The organism is Arcicella sp. GW821-FHT09D11 (assembly GCF_059416265.1).
The window spans coordinates 38,215-51,644 of record NZ_JBWKOV010000012.1; the positions used below are offsets into that span (position 1 = coordinate 38,215).

Here is a 13,430-nt window from a genome sequence, read left to right on the forward strand (position 1 = left end):
ATCAACCAATTAATCACATTAAATGCTCTTCAAAGGCTATCCTCACTAAGCGAAAGGGGCTAAGGTTGAGTGCACAAATATGAAAAATATCTTAGTAATCGGTATGGGCAAGGTAGGCTCATTGGTAGGAATCCTATTGTCTAAACGTTTTGAAGTAAAAGGTTTAGATAAGCAACAACCCTCTACAAAGGTTCCTTTTGAAGTAATAAAAGGAGATGTGACAGACGTCGCTTTTCTAGAAAATATCATTCCTAATTATGATGCGGTAGTGTCGTGTATGCCTTATAATCTGAATTTGACCATAGCCCAAACTGCCCATAAAAATGGCAAACATTATTTCGACTTAACCGAAGATGTACCCACTACTAGTGCCATTCGTATCATGGCAACCGAAGGGAGTAATGCTGTTTTAGCACCCCAATGTGGGCTAGCACCGGGGTTGATAGGTATCGTTGGGGCAGATTTAGCCAAGCGGTTTACCAAACTACGTGATATTGAATTAAGGGTAGGAGCATTGCCAAAATACCCTAACGGACTGCTAGGATACTCTTTTACGTGGTCGCCAGCGGGGGTAATCAACGAATATATTAATGATTGTGAGGTAATCCATAACGGAAAACTAAAATTAGTCTCAGCATTAGACGGACTCGAGACCATCAATATAGAAGGCAATGAATTTGAAGCCTTTAGTACTTCTGGTGGCCTAGGTACAATGTGCGAAACCTTTGAAGGAAAAGTTGACACGCTCAATTACAAAACCATTCGCTACCCCGGTCATGGTAAATTGATGAAGTTTTTGTTGTATGAATTAATCCTGAAAAATCGCAGAGAATTGTTGGAAGGAATTCTGACAGAAGCCAAACCGCCCGTACAAGAAGATGTAGTGTACGTATATGCTGTAGTGGAAGGTTGGAAAAACGGCGTCATCGAACGGGAAGAATTTTACAAAGCCTATTCGCCTATATTAATTGATGGCAAGCCGTGGCGCGCTATCTCATGGACTACGGCAGCCTCAATCGTGAGTGTGATTGAAATGGTAGCCGATAAAACATTACCCCAACAAGGATTTATCAAACAAGAAGACATTCATTTTAGTGATTTCCTAGCGACCACTACAGGACGTTTTTTCCTATAAATATATTATCTTCAAATGATTGGTTTTCAGTTGACTATTCTATTGTGTGTATAGTCAATTGAAAACTTTTTTTATTTTTGTATGCTGAACAACTATTCTTTACGTTACTTTGCTTTTTTGATACCAAAAAAGATTTCTTCAAAACACACCAATCTCATTTACCTTTAAATTTCTTCCTACAAACTCAATTAAAAAATTGCTTAAACAACCATTATTAAAATGAATATTTTTGCTCGTGGTATAGTGCCTGATGATAAAATTTTGTCAGGAATTTTGGGTGATTCAGTCCTGAAAAGAGCTACTGAAAATAAGTTGTATGAGCAGTTCGCTTATTTAATCAAAGATGCTACCTTCAAGCATCAACTCACTGAAGATGAAGCAGCAAGTTTGTATGCTGATGCTATCCTAATCGTTATTGAACATATCCAGAAAAAGCGTTTTGAGGGTAAATCTTCTTTAAAAACCTACCTTTTTCAGATTTTTTCAAACAAATGTGTTGACTTCCTCAGAAAAGCTTCGACTAACAAGATGAGCGTCTATAAAACAGCATCAATTGATGATTTGTTGATAGGTGTGCCAGATGAAACTAGCAATATTTTACAAGAAATGATTTCTGAAAATGAAGTAAATGTGCTAAAAACCAAGATTAAACAAATAGGTGAAAAGTGTCAGGAAATGATGATGTCTTGGAGCGAAGGACTGTCGGATGAAAAAATAGCTACCGAAATGGGTTATCAATCGGCAGGCGTAGTAAAAACTAGTCGACTGAGGTGTCTGGAAAAACTAAGAGCCTTGTATAGATAAGGCTAAAGTGTATATAATATAATCCTTGACACTACTAAAGCTAAATGCTATTAATCATTTGTAAAAATTGAACGAAAATGTTAGAAAGAATAGAATCATATTTTAACCATACGTTAAGCGAAGAGGAACGTCAAGTGTTTGAAAAACAACTGACAACCGATAAAGAACTGGCTGACGAAGTAGCTTTTTACTTAAATACCAAAATTGCTGCCCGCGAAAATGCCAAAGAAAAACGCAAGCTAGCCTTTGAAGAACTAAGGAAAAATTTATCGACGACCAAAAAGGTACGTTTCAATCCTTGGACGATGGGTATTGCGGCCTCCATCTTCATTGCCTTGATTACGTGGGTGTTTGTTCAAAAGAATACTGGTAATCCAGCAGAGATTGCCGATGGATACATCCAAGAGCATTTCGAGAGCCTACCAGTTAAAATGGATGGCAATGCTGATAGCCTGCAAATGGGAGTAAGGTTTTTTAATAAAAAGGACTATTCAGATGCCAAGTTAATTTTTGATGACTTGTTAATCCGTAAACCAGATGCCCCTGAAATACTAAGGGTAGCAGGAATTACCGAATTGAAATTGGAGCATTATGCAAAAGCCGCCGAATACTTTCATGAATTAGGCACCCAGACCAACTTGTTTGCTAATCCAGGCAAATTTTATGAAGCCTTGGCCTTGATGAAAGTAGCGCCTTTTGATAAAAAAGTTGTTGAAGGATTACTGAACGAAGTAGTGAACAACGATTTGGAAGGAAAAGAAAAAGCCATAGAAATACTGAAACAATTATAAACCAAACCTTAATTCATAACCAAAGCTGATTACTATGAGACCACTTCTAATTTTTCTAGTTTCCATTGCTCTTTTAATAGGGTTGTTTCTTTTCTTTATGGGGCTAAAACCTAGCAATTCAAGAAAAGAAATAGTAGCGCCTATCAAAACGAAAATAGATTCGCTTATTCAGGAAAAGCCTGAGGTTTTTCCGTACTCTTATGTAGATGGAGCGGGTTATGTGTTGAAAGACAAACAAGTAGTATATTTTGGCGAAGCCGATACTACAGATGCCCGTAAACAAGAAATCATTGATGCTTTTCAAGCAGAATTGGAGGCGTATTGGAAATGGGAAATTTTATTAGGCAACAAACGTCTAGCCGTGGATTCTAGTAATGTTAGTAGAAATGATGTTACTAACGATGAATCCCCAGCAATAACCGACCGAGTAACCCAGCTTTTTGATGTGTCAGATTTAATTAAAGTATCCATTGATACCGTTAATAACTGTAAATGTGACAACAATTTTATCTTGTTAACAGGTAAAGATTTACACCTGATTAGAACAAACCCTAATCCAGACGGCGGAGGTATCGGCAGTGGCCCTCCACATACTATTATTCCTATTGAAGATTTAGGAAGTATTCCGCTTGACCCTACAAATGTTACTAAAATAATAGCGAAAGGTGCTAATGATGGCACACCGAGCAGTACTGATGGTAAAATATTAGTAGGCATCATAGATACGGGTTTCAATGCCGAGGCTTTGAATAGTGGGTATTTTAGTACAGGGCTAGACTATAATTTCTTGAACAATACCACTGATATTAAAGATACCAATCCTGAAATACATGGTACTAAAATATCAAGAATCATTATTCAAAATGCAGGTAAAAACGATAAAATACAATTGGTAGGGTTAAAAACATTTGACGAAAACTATGCTGGCGATTTATACCATAATATTTGTGCCTTGATATATGCTTATAAAAATAATATTAAAGTCGTAAATGCTAGTTGGGGTACTTATATCAAAGAGCCAGATGGAATTTTTACGAAAGTACTGAATGATTTGAAAAAGAAAGAAATGGTTTTAATAGCCTCTGCTGGAAACGATAACCTAGATATTGATGATGAAAAATATTGGCCAGCTTGTTATACGCAGGATAATGAATTAGGCTCTAATGTCATTACGGTAACCAGTAAAAGTGGTACTATTTGTCAAAACCAATCGAAATCGGGAAAATATATCGACTTTACAGTAAGGGCAGATGCCAATTGTATGCATGATATTCCTAATAGCCCAGCCCAGAGTGGGTCATCATTTGCGGCTCCTTATGTTACGTCGGAAGTAATAAAATATTTTTTAACTAATTCGGGTGTTTTTAACAAGAAGACTTTTACCAATGCCCTAATTGCTACTCCACCCGCCAGTGGTATTTCGGTCTATCAAAATCCATAAGATTTAGATAGATGTCAATAGTCTGATTATCTTCTGAGGAAGATATTTCAGACTATTTTTTTATGCCTTCACCTTTAACAATTCAAGGTAGGGGTCGCCTTCTAAACCCAATAATTTTGCAAAAGCAGGCTCAGTTTTCAAGCCTGCTTTTTTTAATGCAATAATTTCAGCCCTAAACGCTTCGCCATATTTGATTAATAATTGATATTCAATCATCATGTGCCGATAAGCGAATTGGTCTTTCGTCGCTAAGCTTTGCCCGAAGATTTCAATCTCAAAATCCTCTATCACAAAGCTAGCAATTACAGCATCTTGATGATGCACTTCACGAGTCCATTGCTTGAAACCCTCAAAATGCCCGAAATGATTTGTCAAAAAATCTGTGAAAGCTTGCTTGTCAGTCCATTGGCAAATAATATCTAAATCGCTACTTTCAATATCAATCTCAATAGGTATCGTACCTACTAAAATAGGCTTAAAGGACATTAGGTGCTCTGTTACCTTATTTTGAGTAAGTATTCTAAAAGCTTTTTGTTGTTTTGAATTACCATTTTTCAGGTAATCTATTGTCTCAAAATTTATCATATTAAGCCATTACTGCCAGCATATCAATAATCTTTTCGCCTAATAATTGGTTGCCTTTGATACTGATATGTTTTGCGGCCGTCTGTTTGATGATTCCCTTTGTAAAAATCCTCCATGCTATTTCTCCCTCAATCGTTACTTCGGTAACGGGCGCTTTACTAGCGTTATCTGTTAAACCCCACACACTACCATCATACTCCAGAAACCAGTCGCCCCCACCTTCGCCAGTGATATGAAAATGGATGACATCGCCTTCCTGACTTTTCACATTTTTATAATGATGCGGCAAAGCTCGCATAGAGGTTTCTAAATAAGGGAAATAAAATTCCTTGCGATAAAGTTCAGCCGTTTGCCCAACCGCAAACCTGATTTGTTGTTGGTGATGCCATTTTTCGGTGTATTCCCGAGCAATATGAAACCAGTTAGACGATTCTTCTTCGCCAGCCCAAGCTACTGAAAAGGTGGCAGTCGCTTGTGGGTCTAGCGTTGCCAGATAATCGTTATATTCTTTGCCTGTGGAGGTCAGCAATTCTATGATGATAGCAGGACTTACCCTTTTCATCGCCGTTACCCAGTCACGATTTAGCTTATTGAGGTAATCTAGCAAATCTTGATAAGAATTAATGCTTTCGGGTACTACTCCGAAATACTTATCACGAAGCATGGATAAGGTGCGGATATTGCCATCTAATAAATGTACTGCAATATCTTTCACTCGCCAGAGCGGTGCTATACTTTGTTTTTCCCAGTCTTGGGGTGATAGTGACGAGAGTACTTCAATCAGTTTTTCATCAATCTTAGGAAAAAGCTCAATTGTTTGAATTATAGTAGTTTGTTTCATGGTGGGGAGATTTAGGGTTTGAAGATAAAATGTTTGGACAACATTATCTTAATAGAGCCATAGTTCAGAAATTCCACTTTATTTCAAATAATAGTTTTATAAATTACCTATGGGTTTATGGTCACATTGGGCACCTTCACCCATTTCATAAAGTTGTTTCAATATTTTTTCGTCAGTTCCACCATACCTAAGCCCTGAAATACAAGAAACGGCTATTGCATTGATAGCACGTTGAATTTCATCTTCAGTTTGTGGTTGTTTTTTGAAATAGCAATGTCCACATTCAAGTTTAGAATGCTCTATTAAGTCAGGTGCTTCATATTCTGGTGCTCCACAAGTAATACAAACTCCATTCTCGACGTAGAAGTCTCCTTGAGAATTTTCTGGAAAGCGTTCAGGGATTTTAGCTTTAGGTTTATCGAAGTATTTCGTCTTTTTGTTTGTCAAGAACTGAAAGATATTATAAAATATATTGCTACTCGTTTCTTTAGGCATGGCAAATCTTGGTTTTAAAACTAGTCATTTGAATTTAGTGCTAAATTTTCATAATTACGTCCTTTGTTGGATTAATTCGTCCTCTGGCGTCACTCATCGCATGAATTCCAATTGGTTGGCAAAACTATGATAAAACTAAGGAAGTCATGCCATGAGTAATTATTTAGATAAAAAGTATGTGCTAAAGATCATGGTTTTAGACTGTCCAAAGCCCTTAATGTTTACCCGCAGATTTTCGCTGATTTAATCCGCTGATTATGGAGATTTTTTAAATAGTCCTCAAGTCTAATGTCTATCCAAACCGCAGTCGCTCGTATTTTACGAGTGACGACTATTACAAGGCTTCCAGCCTAAAAAAAAGGCTGACAAAAATTAATTTGCCAACCTTTTACTGTTGATTAGTGTAATAAAATCGTTAGAACTTCCATCTTACAAAAGCTTCCATTGCTTCGTATTCGGCTAAGCCTAATTTGTTGTATAGCTTGGCAGTATTACTGTTTCTGTCTTCTGCACGTTGCCAGAACTCACGGTCGTCTGAACCTTGGAAAGGTACACCATCTTTTTGTGATTGGTGTTTGAAAATACCATAACGTTTCTTCAACACTTGGTCTGGTGACATCGGTACGGCCATTTCTATTTGGTCGATATCCCATTCTTGCCATGCACCTTTATATAACCAAATCCAGCAATTGTTCATGTACTCGCGGTGTTTAAGTTTTTGTGCGGCTTCAATAATAGCATCTAAACAAACCTTGTGCGTTCCATGTGGGTCGGCTAAATCACCTGCTGCATAAATCTGGTGTGGTTGAATCTCTTCAATCAAATTCAATACGATATCTACGTCAGCTTGCCCGATTGGGTTTTTCTGTACCGTTCCTGTTTCATAAAAAGGCATATCCAAGAAATGGATGTTTTCTTTTTTGATACCTACGTAACGGCAAGTGTTTTTGGCTTCCCCTCTACGAATCAGCCCTTTGATATAACGCACCTCTGGCGTATCAATTTCAGAATCCTTCTTAGCTTTCAAAAACTTAGCCGCTTCACGATAGATACGGTTTGCTTTAGCATTGTTAGCCTCAAATCTTTCGTTGAAGTCAACCACAAATTCAGCAAAACGCAACGCTTCATCATCAGCAACGGCAATGTTTCCAGAAGTTTGGTAAGCCACGTGAACATCATGACCTTGGTCGTGTAAACGTTGGAAAGTACCACCCATCGAAATAATATCGTCGTCAGGGTGTGGGCTAAAGATAATCACTTTTTTACGAGCAGGGTATGCACGTTCAGGACGGTTAGAATCATCCGCATTAGGCTTACCACCCGGCCATCCCGTAATACTGTGCTGTAAATAGTTGAATACCTCAATGTTTATATCATACGCTTGACCATACAATGCCAACAAATCTGAAAGACCATTTTCGTTATAATCCGAATTGGTCAATTTCAATACAGGTTTGTTCACCGTTAATGCCAAATGGATAACAGCCTTTTTAATCATTGGTCTGTCCCAATTCACCGCATCAACCATCCAAGGAGTACTGAGTCTGGTTAATTGTGATGCTGCCGAAGTATCAATAACGAAAGAAGCATTTTCGTGTAATTGCAAATAAGAAGCAGGCACATCAGAGCTTACCGAACCTTCAACGGCACGCGCTACGTTGATGGCCTTGTGTTCGCCCCATGCTAATAATACCACACGTTTGGCTTCCATGATTTTTTGGACACCCATCGTAATGGCCTTTTTAGATACCTTCGCCAAACCACCAAAGTCGCCAGCAGCATCTATTTGGGTCGTTAAGTCGAGGGTCATCAAACGTGTTCTTGAGTTAATCAAAGAACCTGGTTCGTTGAAACCAATGTGACCGTTTCTACCAATACCAAGTAATTGAAAATCTAAACCTCCATAACGCTCAATTTGTGCTTCGTAATCTTTACAAAACTCTGCTAATTTTTCAAGGGGTAACGTACCGTCTGGTAAATGCCAGTTGCCCGATGGAATATCGACATGGTCAAAAAGTTGTTCACGCATAAAACGCACATAACTTTGTACAGCGTCTGGTTGCATCGGATAGTATTCGTCGAGGTTATAAGTAACTACGTTTTGGAAACTTAAACCCTCTTCGCGGTGCATTCTGATAAGCTCGGCGTAAACTTTTTTAGGTGATGAACCCGTTGCCAAACCTAATACGGCGGGTTTACCTTCAATACTTTTTTGACGAATGATGCCAGCGATTTCATGAGCGATTGCCCGAGACGCTGCATCTGAATCAGCGTAAATAATGGTCGGAATACGTTCGTAACTAATGGCTTGTTCCATGTTAAATCAATTTGAGAATTAGAAAGATTTTATATGTTTTGATTGAGAGAATTGTTTCGTAAAGGGCAGTCATCACGAAATAAGGACGATTTATTCCTTTTTGCTCACTACAATTACTTCCAATCCTAGATTATCTAAGATTTTGTTAAGTGTCTTTATTGAAGGGTTAGCCTTCCCCAGTTCGATAGAGTGAATCGTCTTAATCGCTACATCACTTTGCTCGCTTAAATTTTCTTGGCTAAGAGAAAGAGTATTTCTTCTTTCACGGATAACACTGCCTAATTGTTCAAGATTCATATTTCAGAATTATTTTACTGATATTTTTGCAAATATACAATTAATATTTAAAATAAAAATTATTATTCGGCAATATGTTTCCGATGTGTTAAATTAATTGATAGTTTCTGTTAATTTATCATTATGTGTAGGGGTATAATAGTTTCCGACTGTCAGATTAATGAACTTGCCATTCATCACATACTTATATTTCATTCATAATAAACAAGGGTAATTTTGCATTATTCAAATGAGTACTAATGATGATGCTATTATAAAAACTATTTAAAAAGCGCTTTTTTGATGGTTTTATACCCATTTTTGCAAGAGAAATAATAAATAAAATATATTCATTTCAAAGACTGAATTACTGATGAAATGGCTTGATTGTTAGAGGTAAAGTAAAGATAATCAGCTAATTGTATGTAATGATAAGCATGGAAAAAGCACAAGTGAGTAGATTTGAAGACATGAATTTTAAAAAAATAGATAACTAAAATCAAATTCCTGAGTTTTTAAAAGAGAAACAAAAGCCCATTTTTAAATTTAAACATTTCTAATTTCAATTTATGATAAACCTTATTCGAAAATCTTTACTTGTATTATTGATTTTACCGATACAACTTTTTGCTCAATCTGATAAATTGACGGTGAGTGGCTATATAAAAGATAGCAAAAATGGCGAAGGCCTGATAGGTGCTTCCATCTTTGTGAAGGAATTAATGACTGGTACTACCACAAACACCTATGGTTTTTATTCTTTGACCCTCCCTAAAGGCGATTATTCAATTGTTATTAGCTCGCTAGGCTATCGTAAATCAATCAAAGATATTAAGCTAGTTGACAAAAATATTACCTTGAATGTAGAAGTACAAGAAGACGGACAGGAGCTAGCAGAAGTAGTAGTAAATGCCAAACGCGAAGACGACAACGTACAAGCCATAGAAATGTCGGTGAATAAAATAGAGATGAAAACCATCAAAAAGATTCCTGCTTTATTAGGCGAGGTCGATTTGGTGCGAGCTATTCAACTATTACCGGGGGTTTCCACAGTGGGCGAAGGTGCTAGTGGTTTTAATGTCCGTGGAGGTGGGGTTGACCAAAACCTTATCTTATTGGACGATGCACCCGTATACAACTCATCTCACCTTTTTGGGTTCTTCTCTATCTTCAATCCAGATGCTGTAAAAGATGTTAAACTCATCAAAGGGGGTATCCCTGCCCAATATGGCGGACGTGGGGCATCTATCTTGGATGTAAGAATGAAAGAGGGAAATGCCAAACATTTAGAAATCAATGGAGGAATTGGGGCAATCTTTAGCCGTCTTTCTATCGAAGCACCTATCGTAAAAGACAAAGCCTCATTCATTGTAGCGGCACGACGTTCATACATTGATGTACTGGCAAAGCCATTTTTAACGGGAAGTAGTGCCGATTCAAAATTCAATTTTTATGATTTAACCGCCAAAGTAAACTATAATATCAATCAGAACAATACTGTTTTCTTATCAGGATATTTTGGTAGAGATGTTTTTGGTAACCAATTTGGTTTTAACTGGGGAAACAGCACGCTTTCTGCTCGTTGGAACCATGTGTTTAGTGCTAAATTATTCTTGAACTCTACGGCGTTCTTTAGTGATTACGATTATCTGCTAGATTCTGACTTAGCCAACAAACGCCCAAATAATGCCTTCAGATGGACGTCGAATATCAAAAACCTAAGCTTTAAACCAGACTTTACCTATTACATCACGCCAGACAATACCCTTACTTTTGGTGGACAGGTATTAAACTATGACTTTACACCAGGGTCGGCGACGGCTAGCTCAAATGGGGATAAACGTACCTTTGGGTCGGCACCTAAAAATGCAGTAGAATATGCGGCTTATGTAGGGAATGAAATGAAAATATCGTCGAAACTATCGTTACAATATGGGCTTCGTTTTTCTAGATACGACTATACCAGCAAAGAAGATGTATATTATGAAAGAGTATATGTAGGCGTTTCGGACGAATTTCCTTCGGGCTATAACCTTACGACCAAAGCCAACGATAAAAACAAAGTATTGCAAAGCTATCAAAACTTTGAACCAAGGTTGAGCATGAAATTAGAAACTAGCGAAAGCAGTTCTATCAAGGCTAGTTATAACCGCATGGCTCAATATATTCATTTGCTTTCTAATACGGCAGCTTCTACACCATTGGATGTTTGGACATCTAGCACGAACAATATCAAGCCACAGTTGATAGACCAAGTGGCATTAGGTTTCTTTAAAAACTTGGGTAATAATGAATACGAAACATCTGTGGAGGTATATTATAAAGACCTACAAAACCAAATAGACTATGCCGACCGCGCAGATTTATTCTTGAACCCTGAGTTTGAGAAAGATTTGATGTTTGGTAAAGGTCGTGCCTACGGGGTAGAGTTTTACGGTAAGAAAAACAAAGGCAAGCTGACAGGCTGGGTAAGCTATACGTTAGCTCGTACAGAACGCTTGGTACAAGGATTGAACGACAATAACTGGTATCCTAACCGTTACGACCGTACACATACGTTGAACGTGGTAGCGCAATATGAACTCAACAAAACTTGGAGTTTTGGCTCAAACTTCTCTTATATCTCTGGCGTGCCGTATTCATTAGGAAAAGGGCAAGGTGTGTATGAAGACTTAACATTTGGGATAACGACTAATGGCGTAAGAGGTAACGTAAGAGTGCCATCTTACCACCGTTTGGATATTTCAGCTACTAAAAAGAACAAAAAAGCGTTGTTTGGCAAAGGTGAATCAGAATGGGTATTTTCAGTTTATAACTTATACAATCGTAGAAATCCATTTTCAATTTACACCCGACCAAAAGATGATGGCGGAACTACCCAAGTGGGAACAGTACAGAACGAAGCCGTTCGTTTATCCATCATAGGCTCGTTTATTCCATCAGTAACGTACAACTTTAAATTCTAATAGTGAATTTTAACATTATCAATTATGAAATCGATTATCAAATATATATTTTCCATATTCCTCAGTGTTTCTTTAATGAGTTGCGAAGACGTGATTCAATTAAATGTCCCCGAAACCGAAAAGTATTTAGTCGTAGAAGGTACTATTACCAACGTAGCGGGCGAACAATTTATTAAACTGACGGAATCGCAGGCATTATTAAGTACTACCATACCTAAGGCCGTTACTAATGCTACCGTAAAAGTAACCGACAATACGGGAAAAGTGTATGAGTTTAAGGACACTAAAAACGAAGGTAAGTACATCTGGACCCCTAGCACTGCTACAGAAGCAATGGGAGCTATCGGCAAGACTTATACTTTAAGAATAGATGCCGACGGCGATAGCTACCAAGCGGTATCTGAATTGAAAAGAGTACCTAAGATAGATTCTATCGTGTATAAATATGAAAGTAGTGGAAGAGTAAACCAAACGGGTGATAATAAGCCTAAAGAGGGATACGACGCTAATTTTTATGCCAAGGATTTTGTAGGAGTAGGCGACTGCTACCGTGTGAAGGTGTATAAAAATGGGAAAATGTTTAGCGGAGCGGATAACATCGTGATTGCCTATGATGCTCTTTTAAACAAAAGTAGCGTGGGCGATGGCTTAATGTTTATTTTGCCATTGCGTAGGGCTATTTCGCCAGAATTGTATTTAGAAAACGATAAATTAAAAGTAGAACTTAATTCAATTACAGAACCGCACTTTGATTTCTGGACGCAGTTTCGTACAGAATTGAACAACACAGGTTTGTTTTCGACACCTGCTGCCAGAATCCCTTGTAATGTAATCAATATCAGCACGACTCCTAAAAAACAAGCAGCAGGTTGGTTTGGTACATCGGCTGTTAGTTCGTTGGAAGTGACAATTGATAAAAACAAAGCTGTGAAAAGATTTAATGACTAGCTGTAGGCTATCGGTCGTCAGCTTTCGGGTTTCGGCTTTATGTTAATACCGCTAACTTAGCGTAGTATAATTACGCTAAGCTAGCGGTAAAAATCTCCAAAATCAGCGTATTAAATCAGCGTAAATCAGCGGGTAAAAATTTTTGCGGAGGATACAAAAAAGAGTTTACAAATTGAAAACTTTCTTTAAATGTGCTGGATAGCTTTCTAGGTCTTTGGCAATGTCACTACGTCTGAATATGTCAAAACAATTGTAATCATCCATAATTTCATATCCACAGAAACGATAGTTACTTGTAATATGAAGAAATATATCTGCTGTGCTTTTACCTTGCATAAGATGCTGTTCAGGATGATTAAATGCTTCAGACGGAGCGTTCCAAGTAGCACAAATCATAAACTTTTTTCCTGCTAAAAGCCCGCCTGTTCCATATTGTTTGGTTGGGTCGTTATTTACCCTTCCGTCACCTGTTAGAAATGATTTACTAAATAGCCCACAGTTGAATACTTCGTCAACATATTTTTTATAAATCCACGGTGCGCCAAACCAATTAACAGGCATTTGTAAAATCACGATGTCTGCTTCCAAGTGCTTTTTCTCTTCTTCGTCGGGCAAATAATCCTCTTCAATAACTGTTTCCAAAACCTCATAAGCTTGAGCATTAAAAAAGTCTTTAGCGATTTGGTAAAATGCCTTGTTTAATGTTCCTTCTGTCCAATTAGGATAGGTTAAATGTGTATTGATAAGCAATACTTTTTTGATAGCTTCCATTGTTAATAATTTGTATTTTTAGCCCTCCTAAACCCTTTTTATATCAATAGGGAATATTAC

Annotated in this window: 12 protein-coding genes; 6 read left to right on the top strand and 6 right to left on the bottom strand. The window is 37.6% G+C overall.

Features of this window, described 5'->3' with window-relative positions; translation table 11 throughout:
- Nucleotides 1-79: 79 nt before the first annotated feature.
- From AC07N0_RS21410 to AC07N0_RS21425, 4 genes are all read left to right on the top strand, one after another.
- On the top strand, nucleotides 80-1,135 hold the full coding sequence (locus AC07N0_RS21410; protein ID WP_494590922.1) for a saccharopine dehydrogenase family protein: 1,056 nt from the start codon (nucleotides 80-82) through the stop codon (nucleotides 1,133-1,135).
- 219 nt (nucleotides 1,136-1,354) lie between these two features.
- Nucleotides 1,355-1,939, top strand: a complete 585-nt coding sequence (locus tag AC07N0_RS21415) for an RNA polymerase sigma factor (RefSeq protein ID WP_492800136.1) — start codon at nucleotides 1,355-1,357, stop codon at nucleotides 1,937-1,939.
- A 77-nt stretch (nucleotides 1,940-2,016) separates the two neighbouring features.
- Entirely contained in the window at nucleotides 2,017-2,730 is a 714-nt protein-coding gene (locus AC07N0_RS21420; protein ID WP_494590923.1) for a hypothetical protein, read from the top strand.
- A gap of 34 nt (nucleotides 2,731-2,764) precedes the next feature.
- Nucleotides 2,765-4,171 carry a S8 family peptidase gene (locus AC07N0_RS21425; RefSeq protein WP_494590924.1) on the top strand — a complete coding sequence of 469 codons (1,407 nt, stop codon included), beginning with the start codon at nucleotides 2,765-2,767 and terminating at the stop codon, nucleotides 4,169-4,171.
- Between the two features lie 60 nt (nucleotides 4,172-4,231).
- On the opposite strand, the gene AC07N0_RS21430 is transcribed toward AC07N0_RS21425, so the two are convergent.
- From AC07N0_RS21430 to AC07N0_RS21450, 5 genes are all read right to left on the bottom strand, one after another.
- Complete coding sequence (locus AC07N0_RS21430; RefSeq protein ID WP_494590925.1) at nucleotides 4,232-4,756, bottom strand: DUF4269 domain-containing protein; 525 nt, start codon at nucleotides 4,754-4,756, stop codon at nucleotides 4,232-4,234.
- 1 nt (nucleotide 4,757) lies between these two features.
- Nucleotides 4,758-5,597, bottom strand: a complete 840-nt coding sequence (locus AC07N0_RS21435; RefSeq protein WP_494590926.1) for a maleylpyruvate isomerase N-terminal domain-containing protein — start codon at nucleotides 5,595-5,597, stop codon at nucleotides 4,758-4,760.
- 96 nt (nucleotides 5,598-5,693) lie between these two features.
- The gene (locus AC07N0_RS21440) at nucleotides 5,694-6,092 is read right to left on the bottom strand and encodes a ferredoxin (RefSeq protein ID WP_492800131.1); all 399 of its coding nucleotides are present in this window, start codon (nucleotides 6,090-6,092) and stop codon (nucleotides 5,694-5,696) included.
- Nucleotides 6,093-6,507: 415 nt separating this feature from the next.
- Nucleotides 6,508-8,409: a glucosamine-6-phosphate deaminase gene (nagB, locus tag AC07N0_RS21445; protein ID WP_492800130.1), complete on the bottom strand. Its 1,902-nt coding sequence runs from the start codon at nucleotides 8,407-8,409 to the stop codon at nucleotides 6,508-6,510.
- Nucleotides 8,410-8,499: 90 nt separating this feature from the next.
- A complete protein-coding gene (locus tag AC07N0_RS21450; RefSeq protein ID WP_309923451.1) occupies nucleotides 8,500-8,706 on the bottom strand; it encodes a helix-turn-helix transcriptional regulator in 207 nt (68 codons plus the stop codon).
- Nucleotides 8,707-9,254: 548 nt separating this feature from the next.
- Here AC07N0_RS21450 and AC07N0_RS21455 point away from each other — a divergent pair.
- Together AC07N0_RS21455 and AC07N0_RS21460 are read left to right on the top strand one after the other, a co-directional pair.
- Nucleotides 9,255-11,651, top strand: a complete 2,397-nt coding sequence (locus AC07N0_RS21455) for a TonB-dependent receptor (protein ID WP_494590927.1) — start codon at nucleotides 9,255-9,257, stop codon at nucleotides 11,649-11,651.
- Nucleotides 11,652-11,675: 24 nt separating this feature from the next.
- Nucleotides 11,676-12,599 carry a DUF4249 domain-containing protein gene (locus AC07N0_RS21460; protein ID WP_494590928.1) on the top strand — a complete coding sequence of 308 codons (924 nt, stop codon included), beginning with the start codon at nucleotides 11,676-11,678 and terminating at the stop codon, nucleotides 12,597-12,599.
- Between the two features lie 165 nt (nucleotides 12,600-12,764).
- Here the strand turns inward: AC07N0_RS21460 and AC07N0_RS21465 are convergent, their stop codons facing one another.
- Nucleotides 12,765-13,370 (bottom strand): NAD(P)H-dependent oxidoreductase, encoded by a 606-nt coding sequence (locus AC07N0_RS21465; RefSeq protein ID WP_494590929.1) that lies wholly within the window; start codon nucleotides 13,368-13,370, stop codon nucleotides 12,765-12,767.
- Nucleotides 13,371-13,430: the final 60 nt, after the last annotated feature.